The following is an 18360-nucleotide window of genomic DNA, read 5'->3' on the forward strand; positions in this document are numbered from 1 at the left end:
GCTCAATCCGGCGTGAGGTAGCGCCGCCGGGCCCATCCAAGGGTGCGCTCGAATTTCACCCGGCACCATGTCAGGCCGCTCGGCGTCTCATTGGTGCAGCCGAAGCCGAGGACCCGGCGGCCGGCCGGGATCTGTCCCAGCGCCGGCGCGCCCGCATCCGGCGCCTCGCGGATCGTCAGGCTGTCGTCCCGCGGCAGGCCCTCGACCCGGAACGTCTCGGCCGCCCGAACGGAGACGCCGCCCGCGAGGATGAGGGCGACGGCGAGGGCGGGCAGGGAGCGGGGCATCGCGGTCGCGCGTCAGGTCCGATGGATGCCCATCATCGCGGTCAACCCGCCATCGACCGGCAGTACCGCCCCGGTAATGTAGGCCCCGCCCTCGCCGACGAGGAAGGCGGCCAGCGCCGCGACTTCCTCCGGCCTCGCGAAGCGCCCGAGCGGGATCTGGCGCTCGATGCCCTCGCGGTGGCTCGCATAGCCCGCCAGCATCTCGGTATCGATGAAGCCGGGCGCGATGACGTTGACGGTGACGCCGCGCTTGGCCGACTCGATCGCCAGCGTCCGGCAATAGGCGATCAGCGCGCCCTTGGTCGCCGCGTAGGCCGCGTTGCCGGCATTGGCCTGAAGCGCCGCCACCGAGCCGATGGCGACGATGCGGCCGGCGCGCGCCCGGATCATGCCGCGCACCAGCGCCTTGGCGATCCGGGTCATCGACCAGAAATTGACCTGCATCGCGGCTTCCGACCGGTCGCGGTCGAGCATGGCCGCGAGCGCGTCCGCCGACTGACCGGCATTGTGGACGTAGCCGTAAAAGCCCTCGGCCTCGGCCCAATCGCAGAATGCCTCCACCGCATCCCGGTCCGACAGGTCGAGGGCGCGCGCGGTGATCCGGCCCTCGCCATGCGTCTGCGCCAGTTCGTCGGCGAGCGCCCCGGCGCGCTCCGGCGAGGAGCGGTAGGTGAAGGTCACGGCGTAGCCGGCCGAGGCCAGGGCGCGGACGGTCGCCGCACCAAGACCCGAGGCGCCGCCGACGACGAGGACGGATTTCGGCGTCCCGCTCTTGTCCGTGCTCATGCGGGCTCGTCTCCCAGGACGAGGCAGGTATTCTGCCCGCCGAAGCCGAAGGAATTCGACAGGACCCGCGAGACGGAGGTGTCGCGGGCGGTTCCCACCACGTCGAGGAGCAGCGCGGGATCGGGCAGAGCGTAGTTGATCGTCGGCGGGATGCGCCCCTCGCGGATCGTCAGCAGCGAGACCACCGCCTCGATCGCGCCGGCCGCCGTCAGCGTGTGGCCGATCATCGACTTGTTGGACGAGATCGGCAGGCCCGCGATCCGCTCGCCGAACACCGCCGAGCAGCCGAGCGCCTCCATCTTGTCGTTCTCCGGCGTCGAGGTGCCGTGCGCGTTGACGTGATCGATCTGATCCGGCCCGATCCCCGCGTCGTCGAGCGCCGCGCGCATCGCTGCGATCACCGGTGCCCCGTCGGGGCTGGAGCGGGTGCGATGGAAGCCGTCGCCCTTCTCGCCGCAGCCGAGCACGTAGCCGAGGATCTTTGCCCCGCGCGCCCGTGCCGATTCGGCGCTTTCCAGCACCAGGGCGGCGGCGCCCTCGCCCATGACGAAACCGTCGCGGTTCTTCGAGAACGGCTTGGAGGCAGCCTCCGGCGGGTCGTTCTGCGTCGACAGCGCCGAGAGCAGGGAGAAGCGGATCAGCGATTCGGGGTTCACCGAGCCATCGGTGCCGATGCAGAGCGCGGCTTCCATCTCGCCACGGCGGATCGCCTCGACGCCGAGCTGGATCGCGGTGGCCCCCGACGAGCAGGCGGTCGAGAGCGAGATCGGTGAGCCGCGGGTCCCGAAGCGGTCGGCGAGCCGGTCGGCCACCGTGCCGAAGATGAACAGGTCGTGCCACGCATCGAAGCGTCGGGTCGCAGCGGCGCGTTGGAGGCCGGCATAGCTCACCTCGTCCGGCTCGCCCGCGGCCTCTGCCAGCGCTTGGCGCTGCGGCCATTCCATCTCGACCGGCGGCACTGCCACGAACAGGCCGCCGGGAAAGCCCGCGCCGATGCCGGCCTGGCTCACCGCCTCCTCGGCCGCGACCATGGCGAAGCGTTCCGACAGGAGCGGCGCCACCAGCGGATCGGTGTCGAGGAAATCGACGGTGCCGGCGATGCGGGTGCGCAGGCCATCGGTGGGAAAGCGGCTGATCGCACGGATGCCGGAGCGCCCGGCGGTCAGCGCGTCCCAGTTCTCGGTGACGCCGCGGCCGAGCGAGGTGACGATGCCGAGGCCCGTCACCGCGACGAGCGGGCGTCCCTGGGCGTCGTGGGTGGATGAGGAGCGCGGTTCTGCCATCGGGGCCTCAGACAATCATTTCAGGCCGGCACGCATCCGGGCCGCGGCGGCGGCGATCTCCGGACCGGTGGCCCTCTTTCCTGCCTTGTCGTCTTCCGAAAGCCGACGGCCGCCTTTCGGGACGATGCTTTCGGCTGTTGTATCCGCATCGTCTTTTTCCAAAAGCCGGAGGCCACCTTTCGGGACGATGCTCTATCCTCTTGTTTTCCGCATCGTCTGGTTCCGAAAGCCGGTGACCACCTTTCGGGACGATGCTCTAGACCTTCACGACGCGGATAACGCCCTCGCCGCGGCGGTGGCCGACGGAGGTGACTGCCACCTCACGGGCGGAGCCGACCGCGCAGAGCGCGGATGCCAAGGCCGCCCCGAACGGAGCCGCGACCTCCATCGGATGGCCGGCCACGTCGCCCGTGGCGCGGATGCCCACACCCGGTAGAGCCGTATGGATGCCCGCGATCTCTTCCGCGGCGAGATCCGACAAACCGGTGGCGCCGGAGAGAACCACGTCCGGCCGTTCGATTCCCGCCTCGCCGATCAGGCGGGTCAGGCTCGCCGAGACGCTGCCCGGCGCGCGGGCGATCCGGTCGTTGGCCACCGGCATCAGCCGGGCGAAGGCCCGTGCGCCGCGGGCGGCGGCGTGCTCGGCCGCTTCCAGCACGAGGAAGGCGGCGGCGCTGCCGAGCACGAACCCGCCCTTCCCCTCGCCTCCACGCTCGAACACCGGCCGGTAGGCGGGCTTCAGGAGGTAGCCACCCATCTCGTGGATGACCATCACGTCCGGCCGCTCCGCGTTGTAGGACCCGCCCACCATCATGGTCTCGACCTGACCCGAGGCGATCCGGGCATGCGCGATGCGCAACGCATCGACCCCGCTCGACTCCTCGCCCATGAAGGTGCGCGAGGCGCCGGTGACGCCGTGGACGATGCTGATATTGCCCGCGAGCAAATTCGAGAGCTGCGCCAGGAACAGCGTCGGCCGCAGGTCGTTCAGGAGCCGCTCGTTGAGGAACGCGCCGGGATCGTTGGTCCCGCGCAAGCCCGTGAGGATCGTCCCGTCGACCGTGTAGTCGCGCTCGCCGCCGCCCGCCGCCACCACGAGCGGGAGCGCCGACTTGAAGCCTGCATCGTCCTTCACCCCGGCGGAGTCGAGGGCGAGGCCGGCGGCGTACACGCCGAGCCGCTGCCAAAGCTCCATCTGGCGCTGGTCCGACTTCTTCGGGATCTGCGTGTCGAGGGCGAGCGGCGCCACCGGATGCACCGGATAGGGCGCGAAGGTCTCGGTATCCGTGCGCGGCGGCGCGTCCGAGGCAAAGGCAGTCAGATGCGCCTCGATCCCCTCGCCGGCGCAGGAGACGAGGCCGATCCCGGTGACGACGACGTCGCGGGTCTGGAAGCGGCTCACGGCTGCTCTCCCTCCAGGAGGCCGATCGTCCGGGCGCGTTCGCGGATCAGCGATTCCATGGTGGCGGGGAACGGCATGGTGCGGAAGCGCAGCTCCGCGTCGCAGAGCGCCCTGCCCTCGTGGCGGATGGCGGCCTTCGTCACCGCGTAGCCCGAGCCGTCGTGCTCCAGGCTCGCCGTGATGTCGAGGGCCGCGCCGGGGCCGACGAAGGAGCGGAAGCGCGCCTTGTCCACGGCCATGAGGAACGGCATCTGCGCGAAGTCGAGATGGGCGAGCACGAGGTAGCCGGAGGCCTGCGCCATGGTCTCGGTGAGGAGCACGCCCGGCACCAGCGGGTGGCCGGGGAAATGGCCCTCGAAGACGGGGCTCGCCTCAGGCACGCGCGCGCGCGCCTCGATGCGGCCGGCGGCGCGGTCGAGCCGCACCACGGAATCGATCATCTCGAAATATTCGAGCCGCATGGCGCGTGAATCCCCCCGGCCCGACGGATCAGGCCTTGGCGGCCTTCTCGGCGACCAGCGCGTCGATGCGCGCGCAGAGGTTCTTCAGCACGAAGTATTGCTCGGCCGGGACCTTGCCCTCGTTGACCTCCTGGGTCCAGCGCTCCAGCGGCAGCTTGATCCCGAAGGCCTTGTCGACCGCGAAGGCGATGTCGAGGAAGGCGAGCGAATCGATGCCGAGATCGTCGATGGCGTGGCTCTCGGGCGTGATCTTGTCGCGCGGGATGTCCGCCGTCTCGGCGATGATGTCCGCGACGCGGTCGAAGGTGGCGGTCTCGTTCGACATTAGGGCTGGCCGCTTTCTCGATTCTTCATGTCCGGCGTCGCCGACCCCTCACGCGGCACGCCCCCATGGCGCCCGAGCCGGTCCGCGGCCCCGCTCCGCCGCCGGTTCCCGATGGCGCGTCTGAAAAGATCGCGACCCCTTACACGAAGCGGTGGAGCGCGGGCAACCTCGGGCGTCGCGTCGAGCGAGGGCCGGCCTCCTGTGCTGCCCTCTCCGCCCTTCTCAGCCGGCCGAGCGGCTGAGGTCGAGGGCTGGCATGCGGGTGTCCGCGCCCTGGCGCGGCCGCTCGCGGCCGGAGCGGCGGCCCTCGACGGGCAGCACCCGCTTGCGCTCCGCCGTGCGCGGGCGCACCAATTCGCCGAGTGCGACGAAGCGGTCGTTGTGCCGCTGTCCCGCATCCTGGATGCCGAAGCCCAGAGCGAAAGAGCGAGCGAGATCCGCGTCCGCCGCCACGCCGTAGCGCTCGAGCGCGGCTAGGAAGACCCCGCGAAAGCCCAAGGGCGCGCACCACGCCTTCTCGGCGAGCTGCATCGGCCAGGTCCACAGGCCGTCGCCCCGGCGGCTGGCGATCTCCTCGCGGGCGATGAAGTAGCCGCTCGCAGGATGTTCGAGACCGTCGTCGAGGATGCGCCAGTCCCGGTCGGGAGACGGTCCCTGCGCCGCAGAGGCCGGCCGGTCGAGCGCGTCGTCGTCGAAACCGATCTCGATCATGGAAGCCTCCGCCTTGCCCGCCGCTGAGACAGCCGCGAATCGGTCTGGAACGTTCCATGAACAGTGCGTCCGGACGCCAGGGACGTCAAGTCTTTGTTCGCAGTTCGTTCCTGAAAGGCGGCGTTGATCCGACCGGTCGCGGTGGGCGAGATCGAAGCAGGATGAGGAAGCGTGATCGTGCGGTGGCGTGAGGCACCCTCTGGATTGCGGCCTCGAGCGCCATAGGTTGCCCGCGCTGCCACGGCGGCGACGGGCGAGCGAGGCGGTGATGGGCGGTGGCGATGAGGTCGAGATCGAGACCGCCCGCGGCCAGTGGATGCTGCGCGCGCTCCTCGTCGCCGGGCTGCTGGCGCTCGGCCTCGTCATCCTGTCCGGCTTCCTGCGTGCCCTGATCTGGGCGGTCGTGCTCGCCATCGCTCTGTGGCCGCTCTTCACCCGCGCCCGCCGCCGCTTCCCGCCGGGCCGGCACAACATTCTCTGGCCGGCGGTCTTCACCGGCCTCGTCGCCCTGCTCCTGCTGCTGCCCATCGCCGTGCTGGCGGTCGAGGCGGGCCGCGAGGCGCACGATCTCCTGGCGCATGCCCGAGAGGCCGAACGCAACGGCATCCCGGTGCCGGATTTCGTCGCCCGCCTGCCCTACGGCGCCGCGGCGGTGACGGAGTGGTGGAACACCCACCTCGCCCATGCCGGGCTGGCGCACGAACTCAGCGAGCGGCTCAACACCACCACAAGCCGCGACCTCACCCGCACCGTCGGGGCCGGACTCGTGCATCGGGTGGTGCTGTTCGGCTTCTGCCTGCTGGCGCTGTTCTTCCTGTTCCGGGAGGGCGACGCCGTCGTCGCCCAGTCGCGTCGGGCGAGCCAGCGCCTGTTCGGGCCGCGCGGCGAGCGGGTGGCGCGCCAGATGGTGGCCTCCGTCCACGGCACCGTGGATGGGCTCGTCCTCGTCGGGCTCGGCGAGGGCTTCCTGCTCGGCATCGTCTACGCGCTGGCCGGCGTGCCGCATCCGGTGCTGTTCGGGGCGCTCACCGCGGTCGCGGCGATGATCCCGTTCGGTGCGCCCTTGGCCTTCGGGCTCGCCGCGGTGCTGCTGCTGGCCGGCGGTGCGGTGGTGCCCGCCGCGATCGTGCTGGCGGCGGGCTTCGTCGTCACCTTCGTGGCCGACCACTTCGTGCGCCCGGCGCTGATCGGCGGTACCACCCGCCTGCCCTTCCTGTGGGTGCTGCTCGGCATCCTTGGCGGCGTCGAGACCTTCGGTCTGCTCGGCCTGTTCGTCGGACCGGCGGTGATGGCCGCGCTGATCCTGCTGTGGCGGGAATTGACGGAGGGACCGGAGGCGGCGGACTGAAACTCTCAGTGCTTGAGCGGTCGTCCGAGCTTGCGCGCCAGGATCCGCTGCGGGCTCTTTTCCGGGTCGGCTTGGTCGGCGACCGCGATGTAGGCGGTCTGTTCCAGCATGTAGCGCCCGCCCATGGCGCCGTGCATCACGAGATCGGAGAACGTCACCCAGGTCTCGCCAGGCTGGAAGCGCACATCCGCCTGCGGCGCGTTGGCCTGGTAGTCGAGGTCGCGCTTCAGGGCATCGTGGAGGTGCAGCATCAGGTGGTCGTATTCCGAGCGCCGCGCCTTGGTGATCTTGAGGGCCGCCAGCACGCTCGCCGAGAGGCCGGAATAGCCGGGAAGCTTCGGCAGGAACTTTTCGGCCATCGAGCCGAAATCCTCGCCGACCCGCCACAGCCGCGGCTGCCCCTCGGCGTTGATGTTGCGGAAGATGCGCAGAATGCGTCGCTCGCCGATCGGGTTCGAGGGGAAGGCATCGACATGCATGCGCGTGTCGTCGCGCCGCCAGCTCAGTTTGCGCTTGTCGACGTCGAAGGGTCGGTAGGAGGTGCCCGCGAGCGAGACCTTTTCGCGGTAGGCCGGGAGATAGGTGTCGATCAGGTCTTGCGCGAAGCGGCGGTAGCGCACCAGCAGGTCGCGCAGGCGCGCCTGCTCCTCCTCGCTGCCGGCCCCGCCGCGCAGCTCGGCGGTCTCGTTGCGGATCGAGACGTTCTTGGCCTTGCCGTCGGCGAAGGGGCGTTCGACGAAGCGCTGCTCGAAGGCGTCGAAGGGGAAGTCGAGGTCGCGGAAAACGAGGACCGAGCCGCTCTCCAGCGCCTCGACGAGGGCGGGCGCGCCCGGTGCCGCCTCGGAGCGCGAAACGGGAAGGACGGGGCTGATCATGGCTGGTCGTTTCCGCACGATACGATGGTGCGCGGTGTAACCGACCGGTTCGGGTCCTGCCAACTTGTTAAGCGGCCGCGGACTTTGGCCCGCTTCCGTTCTTTTGCGGTGGACGAAGCATCGCGTCGGCTTGCCCCTCCGCTCGCGCGCGCGCCTCCTGGGCCGCAACCTGGGGCGGGGACGCGGTGTTGTCCCGCCAGACCTCCGCCCCCCGGACGAGGAGCCTGCCATGGCGACGCTGAAGGAATTCGAGGAGGCTCTGCGCGAGCACGGCATGCACATGGCGCTCGCCCTGCTGGAGCGCCTGCGCGAGCGCGACCGGCAGACCCGCACCATCCGCCCGGCCCGGCGCATCACCGGCCAGAAGATGACACCCGACCTCGCCCGCGCGATCCTGGAGCTGCACGCTTCCACCGGCATGACCCAGCAGGAGATCGCCTTCAAGGTCGGGGTGAACCAGGGCCGGGTCAACGAGGTGATCAAGCGCGGCAAATGGCTCGACGACGATCCGCACGCCCCCGAGGCGGTGGCCCGTGATCGGGCAAAGGCCCGGATGCGCGCCGACCCCAAGCCGCAGCCGAGGACGCGCGCAAAACCCCTCGCCCGGAAGGACGCGCCGCGCGCGGCGAAGAAGCCGGCCGCGCCCCAGGGACAATTTGCGTTCGGGGATCTGTGAGCGATGGCGGGGACCGGCGAGCGACACTGCCGGCTGGTGCAACCCGGCGATGCGTTCGTCGGAAAGCAGGGGCTGTCCTACGCCCCCGGCATCTCGGCGGAGACGGCGGGCGCGACCGGCATCCACCTGCAGATGGTGACGATCCCGCCCGGCGCCCGTGCCAAGGCCCACCAGCACGAGGGCCACGAGACCGCGATCTACGCGCTCTCCGGCACTTCCTGCACGTGGTGGGGGGAGCGGCTGGAGCACCACACGGAGCTGCAACCCGGCGCGTATTTCTACATTCCGGCCGGTGTGCCGCACCTGCCCTACAATCCGAGCCCGAGCGAGCCTTGCACGGCGATCATCGCCCGCACCGATCCGAACGAGCAGGAGAGCGTGGTCCTGCTGCCGGAACTCGACGGGATACATCCGTGATCGGCGCTGTTGAGGAGACAGATTTTCTCGCGCCGGATCTCTCCCATGCGACGCCTCCTCTCGCGATGCACCCTGGCCTCCACGGCCCTGCTCATCGCCGGCACCGGCCCTGCCCTGGCGCAGCGCCTCTCCACCACGAACCTCACCTGCGCCCAGGCCCGGGCCGTGGTCATGCGGCAGGGGGCGGCGGTGCTCGGTACCGGCGGCGCGACCTTCGATCGCTTCGTGCGGGACCGCTCGTTCTGCGAGGTGACCGAGATCGGCCGGCGCGCCTTCGTGCCGACCCGCGACACGCCGGGCTGCTTCGTCGGCTTCACCTGTTACGAGCCGAGCCGCGGCGACCGCTTCGGCGATTTCTAGAGCATCGTCTTTGCATCGTCTTTTTCCGAAAGCCGGTGGCAAGCTTCCGGGACGAGGCTCCAAGCCCCCGACGCGAAAACGCCCCGGCCGTGACGGCCGGAGCGCTCCCCTTCAGGACTGTCGTCGGTACGGCCGAGCGGTTACGCGGCCTTCTGGACCGAGCCCTCGATGACCGGCTGGCTCGACGGCCGGCTGGCGATCTCGATGCGGCGCGGCTTCTTCGCCTCCGGGACCTCGCGGACGAGATCGACGTGGAGGAGGCCGTTCTCGAGCGCGGCGCCGGTCACCTGAACGTGATCGGCGAGCTGGAAGCGGCGCTCGAAGGCGCGGGCAGCGATGCCTTGGTAGAGAACCTCGGACGCCTTGCCCTCGGCGGGCTTACGCTCGCCCTTGATGGTGAGGGCGTTCTCCTTCACCTCGATCGAGAGGTCGGCCTCGGTGAAGCCGGCGACCGCGACGGTGACGCGGTAGACGTTCTCACCCGTCCGCTCGATGTTGTAGGGCGGGTAGGTCGGCGCAGCCTCGGTGCTGACGAAACCGTCGAGGGCCGAGAACAGGCGGTCGAAACCGACGGTGGAACGGTACAGGGGAGCCAGATCGAACTGACGCATCACATATCCTCCAAAAGAAGCAACATGCTCGATGTATTCGGGTCCGCCCGTGGGCCGGACCGTCGCGCCGCCGTCTCGGCCGGCGCGCCCCTGATATTGGTGGGAGCCAAAAACCGCGCAAGGGTCTGCTTGCGAGGTTTTCGCGTGAGCTTGAGCGAAAAATTTTTTGGGCATCGTCCCGAAAGGTGGCCGCCGGCTTTCGCGAAAAGACGATGCAAAAACAGGAGAATAGAGCATCGTCCTGGATCCAATATCCAGGACGATGCTGTAGGGGCCCACCTGCCGTGCTGAGCCTTCGACCCACCCCCGGCAATCCAGTGCCGCCCGGTGCCCGCCTCGTGCCGGTCGAGACCGAGGACGGCGTGCCCCTGCGCGTCGCCACGTGGCAGCCGACCACGCGCGGCGTGAAGGGCACGGTCTGCCTGCTCCAGGGCCGGGCCGAGTTCATCGAGAAGTATTTCGAGACCATCGCGGATCTGCGTGCCCGCGGCTTCTGCGTGGTCGCCTTCGACTGGCGCGGCCAGGGCGATTCCGGCCGGCAGGTCCGCGATGCCCACAAGGGCCATGTCCGCCACTTCGACGATTACCGCCTCGATCTCAAGGCGATCACCGAGGCGGTGCTGGTGCCGATGATGCCCGAGCCGTATTTCGGGCTCGCCCATTCCATGGGCGGAGCGGTGGCCCTGACGGGCTCGGCCGAGGGCTGGCTGCCGTTCCAGCGCCTCGTCACCGTCGCGCCGATGCTGTCCATCCGCATGGTGCGCTGGCCGGCGGCGGTCTCGCTGCTCGCGCGCGGGCTGCAGCGGCTCGGCCTCGGGCGCTGTTACGTGCCCTCCGGCAGCAAGGTCTCGATCGCCACCAAGCCGTTTCCCGGCAACCGTCTCTCGACCGATCCGGTGCGCTATGCTCGCAACGCGGCCGCCGCGCGCGAGGTCGGCGCCGGCGCGGTCGGCGATCCGACGATCGCCTGGCTCGCCTCCGCTTTCCGGATGATGCGCCGGCTCCAGGATCCGGCGATGATCCGGCGGATCCGCACGCCCTGTCTCATCATCGGCGCGGGGGCCGACCCCGTCTGTGGCACCCCGACGATCGAGCGCTTCGTCGCCCGATTGAAGAACGGGCACCTGATCGTGCTGCCGGGTGCCCGCCACGAAATCCTCAGCGAATGCGACGCGATCCGCACCGATTTCTGGGCGGCGTTCGACGCGTTCATCCCCGGCCACGTCTCTCGTTCCGCCACAAGGGACGCAGCGCCCTACTTTCCCGTCGCCGGCTGAGAGGAGTGGGCCTCGCGGACTCTCTCCCTCCGGAGCTGTCCGCGCCCTTTGCCCAATGCCGAGGACGTCTCGGCGAACCCGTGCGGTGGGCGATCGGATCGCCGCCTGCGGCCGAAATTCGGCTGGGCCGGGTTCCGATCCGATGAGCAGGATTTCCGGTGCCTCCGGCGGCGCCGGTATGCAGGAGGCCGTTGCTGCGGCCATCCTCGGCCCTGGCAGCGAAGGACGGGCGTCTGCAGCCGGCCACGAGGCGCAATTTCCAATCGGCGGATTGCGCTGCAGCTTCGCCGCCTATGCGTGGCGACTTTGGCGTCCCCTCCCGTTTGAAAACGTCTCATACCGTTTCCGATTGGTCGCTTCGGTTTTGACCCAACGCCGTCATCGCGAGGCGAAGCCGAAGCGATCCAGGACGCGACATTTCCGGAAAGTGCGGAGCCCTGGATTGCTTGCGCTTCGCCTCGCAATGACGAAGAGACACCGAGGCGATCCAGCGGAGACCGTATCATACGGTGTCCGGTTGATCCCTTCGGGATAGCCGTCCCCCGTCATTCCGGGGCCGCGCAGCGGAATCCGGAATCCACCCGTGATGCGGCAGGCGCGTCTCCCGTCGAGGTCAGTCGTGGATTCTGGGTTCGCCTCCGGCGCCCCGGAATGACGGCGGGAAGTGTGGAACCGAAGCGATCAATCGGGACCGGCATCACCGATCTAAATGCTCTCTCTTTAAGTATTTGATTTGAGTATTATCATATTATTCGGATAAATTGCGGCCTAATGAGCAGCGTTTCGGCGACCTCGACCGTAACGTCAAGCAAGTGCTCCGGTATTCTTGTTTGTCGATTTTTTCTCAAGGCGCAGCGGCGTGAAAGTCAATTGACACGGCGCATGGAAAGTATTTTATCGGGATTTCAGAGTGTATCGACCTGATATCCCTGTATGAAATAAATACATTTGGCAATAATACAGTGGTATGTTTGTAAAATCTTAATCTTTTCGTCAATCGCGGAACAATACGGCCGGGTTAGATTGCAACCAGCACGGGGAATGACCCGTAATATCGATCGCCGGCTCGGCAAAGCCAATCTCAAAGTCCGCTGTATCGGCCGGGGAGATCAATCCCACGACGGCCCGGTGCTCAGGGCGCTCCGAGGATTCAACGATGACGAAGATTTCAGTCACCTGGGCGAATAGTTACTCGATCTCGATGGCTGGCGATCGGGCCAGTCTGATCCTCGCGACCGCGCAGGGTGCGGCGGACGGCTGGGCCAAATATCTTCAAGGTAACGGTACGATCGACATCACGATCGGTGTCGGCAATGTTGGCGGCGGCAACTACCTCGCCAATGGCGGTCCCAATTGGGCCTGGAGCGGAACGCGGTGGGAATACGCCGCCATCCTCGAGGCGCGCGAGGGGTATGACGGGAACGGCGGGACCCCGGAAGGGACCGTCACGCTCGGCGAGCATCGGTTGGGCGACCTGTTCTACGATCCGGCCGGAACGGCCGCGGTTCCGGGCAACAAGATCGATGCTTTCGCCCTGTTCCAGCACGAGATCGGGCACGCGCTCGGCTTCGTCGATTTCGCGGCCACGCCCGCGCCCAACGGCGCGCCGGTCTTCAACGGTGATAACACGCGGACGGTTTTCGGCGGCCCGGTCGTGCTCGATGGAGCCCGCGCGCATGTCTGGGGGATCGAGGATCTGATGGATCCTTACTCCCCCTGGGGAGGGCGTCCGGCCATCTCGGACCTCGATCTGGCCATGCTCCAAGACAAGGGGACGCCGATTGCGACTGAGCGGGCGGACAAGCTCTCGCTCGGCACGCGCAGCGACACCTTCTATGCCTATGGGGGCGACGACTGGATCGACGGCGGTGCGGGCAATGACCGGCTCTTCGGCGGGGCCGGCAACGACACGCTCGTCGGCGGTGCTGGAAGCGATGCGCTGGATGGCGGCGACGGCACCGACAGCGCCGTGTTCGCAGGCCGCAGCCGCGATTACCTGGCCCTTTACAATGCGGACGGCGGCGGCTCGGTCTCCATCAAACATCTCGCCTCGGGCAGCATCGACACGCTGACCTCGATCGACGCGCTGAACTTCGATGACACCGTGCTCGGCATGTCGGGGCTCCTTGCCCACCTGCAGGCGCGCTACGGCACGGGGCCAGCCGGCCGCGGCGAAACCTACGAAATGGCTCTGAACGCCGCCGCCGACGAAGCCTATCGCGCCGACATCCCCGAGATCGACGGCGCGTTCAGCGTCACCGCGCGGGTTCGGTTCGACGATCTCGCGAGCGGCTTCTATCAGCGCGTCTTCGATACCGGCAACGGTCCGGACAGCGACAACATCTGGCTCGGCCAAGTCGGCAACGGACGCGACATGGCCTTTGAGATCCTCGACGGCGCGATCACGCATCGCATCACCGCCGAGAACGCGATCACCGAGGGCGTGGAGGCGCGTTGGTCCGCCGCCGTCGATGAGCGGGGTTGGATGTCACTGTACAAGGACGGCGTACGCGTCGCCGAGGGTCAGGGGGTCGTGCCGCGCGACGTGACACGCGTGAAGGACCTCGTGGGCGAGTCCAACTGGGGGGCCGACACGGCGCTGAAAGGCAGCGTCTACGATCTGACCTTCAAGGACGATCTGCCCGACATCCACGGCGCCTTCACTGCGAGCGCGACGGTCCGGTTTGAGGATCTCGATGCCGGCGCGTGGCAGCGCGTCTACGATTTCGGAAACGGCGCCGGCGCCGACAACGTCTTTCTCGGACAGATCGGCACGTCGAACGACATGCAGTTCACCATCATGAACGGCAGCAAGTCCGCCAACGTCGTGGCCAAGGGGGCGATCGTCGAGGGTCAGGAGGCGACATGGACGACGAGCGTCAACGAGACCGGCTGGATGCGCCTGTTCAAGGATGGCGTCCTCCTGGCCGAGGGGCAGGGCATCGTCCCGAAGGATATCGCGCGGGCCAACGAATTCGTCGGCAAATCCAATTGGGCCGCTGACAAGCCCCTCGTCGGCGAGGTGAGCGACCTGACCATCACGCCGTACAAGGCCATCCCCGAGATCGACGGCGCCTTCAAGATGTTCGCCGAAGTCCGCTTCGACGATCTCGGCGGCGGCCACTTCCAGCGCGTCTTCGATACCGGCAACGGCCCGGACAGCGACAACATCTGGCTCGGCCAAGTCGGCAACGGCGACGATATGGCGTTCGAGATCTTCACCGGCACGACCAAGCACCGCATCACCGCCCTGGACACGATCGTCGAGGGTGAGATGGCGAAGTGGCAGGCAAGCGTGGACGAGGCCGGCTACATGCGCCTGATCAAAAACGACAAGGTCGTGGCCGAGGGCCAGGGCGCGGTTCCGCTGGATGTCCTGCGTACGAGCGACCTCGTCGGCCATTCCAACTGGTCGTGGGATACCGCGCTGGCCGGGCAGGTGAAGGATCTGATCTTCGCCTGATCGAAAACCCGTCGCCGAGGCGGCTCGCGCCCCGGCGACGCCGCCTGACGGCCAACCGCATCCCTCCAGCGGAAACGCTGGGGCATCGTCCCGAAAGGTGGCCGCCAGCTTTCGGAAAAAGACGATGCACAAACAAGAGGATAGAGCATCGTGCTGGATCTGATCTCCAGCACGATGCTCTAGAGGCCAAGGCCTACGGGTTGAGGCGTTTCAAGGCCGCCTCGTGGAGCCGACGGTCACCGGCCGCGACGATCCGGCCGCCGCCGGTGGCCGGTCCGCCGTCCCAGCTCGTCACGACCCCGCCGGCACCCTCGACGATGGGGATCAGCGCGACGATGTCGTAGGGCTTCAATCCCGCCTCGACCACGAGGTCGATCTGGCCTGCCGCCAGCATGCAATAGGCGTAGCAGTCGGCGCCGTAGCGTGACATCTTCACGTCTGCCTCCACCGCCCGGAAGCGCTCGGCCTCCTCGCCCTCACTGAATAGGCGCGGATCGGTGGTGGCGAGGATGGCCGCGCCGAGCGAGTCGAGGCGGCGAGTGTGGAGGCGGCGCTCGCCTTTGGCGGTGCGCACGCTCGCGGTCTTGCCGTCGCCGAGGAAGCGCTCGCCGAGATAGGGCTGGTGCATCAGGCCGCGCACCGCCGCGCCGTGATGGGTGAGCCCGATCAGGGTGCCCCAGGTCGGCAATCCGCTGATGAAGGCGCGGGTGCCGTCGATCGGGTCGAGCACCCAGACGCATTCCGCATCCGCCCGCTCGGAGCCGAACTCCTCGCCGAGGATGCCGTGGCTGGGCAGCCGATCCTTGATCATCCGCCGCATCACGGCTTCCGCCGCGCGGTCGGCCTCGGTGACGGGGTCGAAGGCGCGGCCCGTGCCGTGGGACTTGTCGTCCAGGCCGAAATGCGCCCGGAAGAACGGCAGGATCGCCGCCCCGGACTGGGTGGCGAGGTCTTCCATGAACTGGGCGAGATCGACGACGCTCATCGAGGGGCAGCCTTCCGTTGCTCGCCTGAGACGAAGACGCCGGCAAGTCCTTCCGTCAACCCGTCCCGTCAAGCCGGCTCGGGCAGGGCCTGACGCGGAGGGGTCGCCGCATCGCGGCGCTCGGCGGCATCGGGACCGGCCCCGCCGTCGCCCTCGTGGCGGGCGATGACCAGGATCGTCTCGATCAGGTCGCGCAGCGACGTGACATGGTCGTCCGCCCCGAGCTTGGCCCGCAGGGCCTCGTCGGAGAGCATCGGATCGTCGAGGCGCCACAGCCCGGCGACGATCGGCACGGCGTCGATCTTCTGGCGCAGCCGCGAGACGAGGCGGCGCAGATGGGTCGGCTCGCCCGACAGAGCCAGCGAGATGACGCAGACGGCCTGGGCCGGACCCGGCTCCCAAGCGCCGATGCGCACCCGCGCGACCTCGGCGAAGGGCACCTGCCGCGTGCCGAAGCCGCGCTTGCGCAGGAGCTGGTCGGCGATGGCCGCCGCCGCACCGTCGAGGAAGCCGCGGCCGGAGACGAGGAGCACCGCGCCGTCGGCGCGCCACGCTTCGGGCAGGTCGTCGGGGTCGGGCTGCGGCATCGGATCGCTCTGGCAGGCGCTGTTCCCGTCCCCCGTCCCGTCGCCGAGCAGGCGGGAGGTTTTCGAGGTAGGATCGGGCACCGCGTCCTCGCGCGTCTCCAGATCCTCCACCAGCGCGGTGATCGAGGCGCGGATCTCGTCCTTCTGGTCGGGGGTGAGCACGCCGCGGGCGGCGTCGCGGGCGGCGAGTTCGAGACCCTTCAGCACCACGTCGTCGTAATAGGCCGAGAGCGAGCATTCCCGCAGGATCAGGTCGGCATGCTCCTGCGCTTCCTCAGGGTCGTCGGCGAGCATGCGTTGGTAGAAGTTCTCGACCGGGGTCAGGGCCGGTCGGTTGCTGAACAGCACGTCGAGGAATTCGAGCCGGTCGACGTGGCGCCCGAGCACAACGAGGCAGACGGTGAGCGGCGTCGAGAGCAGCAACCCGACCGGTCCCCACAGCCAGGTCCAGAACAGGGCCGAGACCAGCACCGAGAAGGGCGAGAGGCCGGTGGAGTGGCCGTAGACCAGCGGCTCGATGACATGCCCGACGATCGGCTCGACGAGGGCGAAGAGCAGGAAGGTCGCCAGCACCATGCTCCAGCCCGGATCGACGGCAGCCGCGAGCGCGATCGGCAGCACTGCCGACAGGACGGCGCCGATATAGGGCACGAACCGCATCACCAGCGCGAAGATGCCCCACAGCACCGGGCTCGGAACGCCGATGAACCAGAGCCCGACGCCGATGACGATGCCGAAGGCGGTGTTGAGGGCGAGCTGGCCCAGGAAATAGCGCGAGAGGCGCCGCGCCGCGTCGTCCATCGCCACGGTGGTGCGGTGGAGGTCGCTCGAGCCCGCAAGCCGGATCAGGCGGTCGCGCAGATCCTCCCGCTGCATCAGGATGAAGAGGAGGACGACGATGACGATGCCGGCGGTGGCCAGCGGCTGCGCCACCGGCGAGAGCACGGTGGTGGCGAGTTCGAGCGGGCTCGGGCGCCGCTCCTCCACCTGTACCACCAGGGGCTTGGCCGGCTCCGGCTCGGCCTTGCGGGCGCTGTCGCGGGCGGCCTGCTCGCGTTTGGCCCGCTCGGCGCTCTCCTTGTTCTCCTCGCCGCCCTGGTGGATCGCCCGGTTGATGTTGGCGATGTAGTCCATGGTCTGGCCGAGCGAGCCGTTGCGCAGACCCTCGATCTTGCGCTCGACGGTGCGCTGGTAGCGCGGCACGTCCTGCGCGAGTTCGGCGACCTGCACCCCGATCACGGTGGAGACCGCGCCGATGAGGCCGGCGGCGAACAGCACCGAGACCAGCACCGCCACCGCCCGCCCCAGCCGCAGCCGGCGCAGGAAGTTCACCAGCGGACCGAGCACGAAGGACAGGAGCACCGCGATCGCGATCGGGATCAGCACCTCGCGCGCGAAAAACAGACCCGCGACGATGATCGCGAACACGACGAGAGAGGAGGCGAGCGGACCCTTGGGCGTCTCGGCGGCGGCGACCCGCGTGGGGCGGGGCGGCACGATGAAGCCCTCACCGGGGGATATACGCTTCATGTCAGGCCGAACTTCCCTCTTACGCCACGCTTCGATCGAGGGCCCAACGGATCGCATCGCGATCGCGGGACCTTCGTCCTGCTCAGGGGCCGCGCGGGCTCGCGCGGCAGGCGGCGCGCCAGGGCGCCTGAACTCAAGAAACCGTGAGCAGGCGGAATTCGATCCCGGAAACGTTGCCGTACCGGTGTGGTCGTCAGGACGCTGCGGATGATCGGGCGGAGGATTGAGCGAAGGGCCGGAGGCTAAAGCCCGCCCGCTCCAGCCCCGTGCGCACCGCGCGCGCCATCGCGATAGCCTCCGGGTTGTCGCCGTGGACGCAGACCGTGTCGATCGCAACCGGAATGCGGCGTCCGCCCAGCGTGAAGACCGCGCCCTCCGAGACCATGCGGACGACCCGCGCCGCCGCCTCCTGCGCCTCGTGGATCACCGCCCCCGGCGCGTCGCGGGGAGCGAGCGTGCCGCCCTCGGCATAGGCGCGGTCGGCGTAGATCTCCCGCACGAGGGGCAAACCGACCCGTTCTCCGGCGCGCTCGGCGGCGAGCCCCGGCATCACCACTAGGGCGAGGCTCGGATCGACGCCGGCCACGGCGCGGGCGAGCGCGTCGGCGATCGCTTCGTCCTCGTTCGAGAGGTTGGCGAGCGCGCCATGCGCCTTGACGTGGGTAACGCGGGCGCCCGCTAGGGCGGCGCAGGCCTGGAGCGCGCCGATCTGGTAGGCGATGTCCCGCTCGATGCGTCGCGGGCTCTCCTGGATGCGCAGGCGTCCGAAGCCGCGCAGATCCGAAAAACCCGGATGGGCGCCGAGGGCGACGCCCCGGTTGCGCGCCGCGGCGGCCGTCTCGACCATGATGTCAGGATCACCCGCGTGGAAGCCGCAGGCGACGTTGGCCGAGGTGACGATGTCGAGGAGCGCATCGTCGTCGCCCATGCGCCAGGGGCCGAAGCCCTCGCCGAGATCGGCGTTGAGATCGATGCG

The 18360-nt window shown here is 68.8% G+C and carries 18 protein-coding genes; 6 read left to right on the forward strand and 12 right to left on the reverse strand.

The features are described 5' to 3' along the window. Positions 1-2: 2 nt before the first annotated feature. From LPC10_RS23095 to LPC10_RS23125, 7 genes are all read right to left on the reverse strand, one after another. On the reverse strand, positions 3-287 hold the full coding sequence (locus LPC10_RS23095; RefSeq protein ID WP_133091379.1) for an SH3 domain-containing protein: 285 nt from the start codon (positions 285-287) through the stop codon (positions 3-5). A 12-nt stretch (positions 288-299) separates the two neighbouring features. After that, positions 300-1073, reverse strand: a complete 774-nt coding sequence (locus LPC10_RS23100) for an SDR family NAD(P)-dependent oxidoreductase (protein ID WP_231344579.1) — start codon at positions 1071-1073, stop codon at positions 300-302. Beyond that, complete coding sequence (locus tag LPC10_RS23105; RefSeq protein WP_231344580.1) at positions 1070-2356, reverse strand: beta-ketoacyl-ACP synthase; 1287 nt, start codon at positions 2354-2356, stop codon at positions 1070-1072. Before LPC10_RS23105 ends, LPC10_RS23100 begins: the two co-directional genes overlap by 4 nt. A gap of 256 nt (positions 2357-2612) precedes the next feature. Continuing rightward, the gene (locus LPC10_RS23110) at positions 2613-3758 is read right to left on the reverse strand and encodes a beta-ketoacyl-ACP synthase (RefSeq protein ID WP_231344581.1); all 1146 of its coding nucleotides are present in this window, start codon (positions 3756-3758) and stop codon (positions 2613-2615) included. Further along, positions 3755-4219, reverse strand: a complete 465-nt coding sequence (locus LPC10_RS23115; RefSeq protein ID WP_231344582.1) for a 3-hydroxyacyl-ACP dehydratase FabZ family protein — start codon at positions 4217-4219, stop codon at positions 3755-3757. Before LPC10_RS23115 ends, LPC10_RS23110 begins: the two co-directional genes overlap by 4 nt. Before the next feature lie 28 nt (positions 4220-4247). Next, positions 4248-4544, reverse strand: coding sequence for an acyl carrier protein (locus LPC10_RS23120; protein ID WP_003601886.1), 297 nt, complete (start codon positions 4542-4544; stop codon positions 4248-4250). Positions 4545-4766: 222 nt separating this feature from the next. Further along, a complete protein-coding gene (locus LPC10_RS23125; RefSeq protein ID WP_231344583.1) occupies positions 4767-5255 on the reverse strand; it encodes a hypothetical protein in 489 nt (162 codons plus the stop codon). 268 nt (positions 5256-5523) lie between these two features. Between LPC10_RS23125 and LPC10_RS23130 the strand changes: the two genes are divergently transcribed. Continuing rightward, positions 5524-6603, forward strand: coding sequence for an AI-2E family transporter (locus tag LPC10_RS23130; RefSeq protein WP_231344584.1), 1080 nt, complete (start codon positions 5524-5526; stop codon positions 6601-6603). 5 nt (positions 6604-6608) lie between these two features. Here the strand turns inward: LPC10_RS23130 and LPC10_RS23135 are convergent, their stop codons facing one another. Further along, positions 6609-7478 carry a Kdo hydroxylase family protein gene (locus LPC10_RS23135; RefSeq protein ID WP_231344585.1) on the reverse strand — a complete coding sequence of 290 codons (870 nt, stop codon included), beginning with the start codon at positions 7476-7478 and terminating at the stop codon, positions 6609-6611. Positions 7479-7707: 229 nt separating this feature from the next. On the opposite strand from LPC10_RS23135, the gene LPC10_RS23140 reads away from it, so the two are divergent. Genes LPC10_RS23140 through LPC10_RS23150 form a run of 3 tightly spaced genes read left to right on the forward strand, consistent with a single transcriptional unit; the run spans position 7708 to position 8931 of the window. Next, on the forward strand, positions 7708-8154 hold the full coding sequence (locus tag LPC10_RS23140; RefSeq protein WP_231344586.1) for an RNA polymerase subunit sigma-70: 447 nt from the start codon (positions 7708-7710) through the stop codon (positions 8152-8154). A gap of 3 nt (positions 8155-8157) precedes the next feature. Then, a complete protein-coding gene (locus tag LPC10_RS23145; RefSeq protein ID WP_231344587.1) occupies positions 8158-8571 on the forward strand; it encodes a cupin domain-containing protein in 414 nt (137 codons plus the stop codon). Positions 8572-8616: 45 nt separating this feature from the next. After that, positions 8617-8931, forward strand: a complete 315-nt coding sequence (locus LPC10_RS23150; RefSeq protein ID WP_231344588.1) for a hypothetical protein — start codon at positions 8617-8619, stop codon at positions 8929-8931. Between the two features lie 140 nt (positions 8932-9071). Here LPC10_RS23150 and LPC10_RS23155 read toward each other — a convergent pair whose 3' ends face one another. Beyond that, positions 9072-9542 (reverse strand): Hsp20 family protein, encoded by a 471-nt coding sequence (locus LPC10_RS23155; protein WP_231344589.1) that lies wholly within the window; start codon positions 9540-9542, stop codon positions 9072-9074. 284 nt (positions 9543-9826) lie between these two features. Between LPC10_RS23155 and LPC10_RS23160 the strand changes: the two genes are divergently transcribed. Together LPC10_RS23160 and LPC10_RS23165 are read left to right on the forward strand one after the other, a co-directional pair. Beyond that, positions 9827-10819, forward strand: a complete 993-nt coding sequence (locus tag LPC10_RS23160; protein WP_231344590.1) for an alpha/beta fold hydrolase — start codon at positions 9827-9829, stop codon at positions 10817-10819. A 1156-nt stretch (positions 10820-11975) separates the two neighbouring features. After that, positions 11976-14282, forward strand: coding sequence for a hemolysin (locus tag LPC10_RS23165; protein ID WP_231344591.1), 2307 nt, complete (start codon positions 11976-11978; stop codon positions 14280-14282). Between the two features lie 193 nt (positions 14283-14475). Here LPC10_RS23165 and hisN read toward each other — a convergent pair whose 3' ends face one another. The 3 genes from hisN to LPC10_RS23180 form a co-directional block, all read right to left on the reverse strand. Then, positions 14476-15267 carry a histidinol-phosphatase gene (hisN, locus tag LPC10_RS23170; protein ID WP_166061007.1) on the reverse strand — a complete coding sequence of 264 codons (792 nt, stop codon included), beginning with the start codon at positions 15265-15267 and terminating at the stop codon, positions 14476-14478. Between the two features lie 68 nt (positions 15268-15335). Beyond that, the gene (locus LPC10_RS23175; protein WP_231344593.1) at positions 15336-17384 is read right to left on the reverse strand and encodes an AI-2E family transporter; all 2049 of its coding nucleotides are present in this window, start codon (positions 17382-17384) and stop codon (positions 15336-15338) included. Positions 17385-17577: 193 nt separating this feature from the next. Then, positions 17578-18312: a LamB/YcsF family protein gene (locus tag LPC10_RS23180; protein ID WP_231347130.1), complete on the reverse strand. Its 735-nt coding sequence runs from the start codon at positions 18310-18312 to the stop codon at positions 17578-17580. Positions 18313-18360 lie beyond the last annotated feature (48 nt).

The sequence above is a fragment of the Methylorubrum sp. B1-46 genome (assembly GCF_021117295.1).
Taxonomy (GTDB): Bacteria; Pseudomonadota; Alphaproteobacteria; order Rhizobiales; family Beijerinckiaceae; genus Methylobacterium.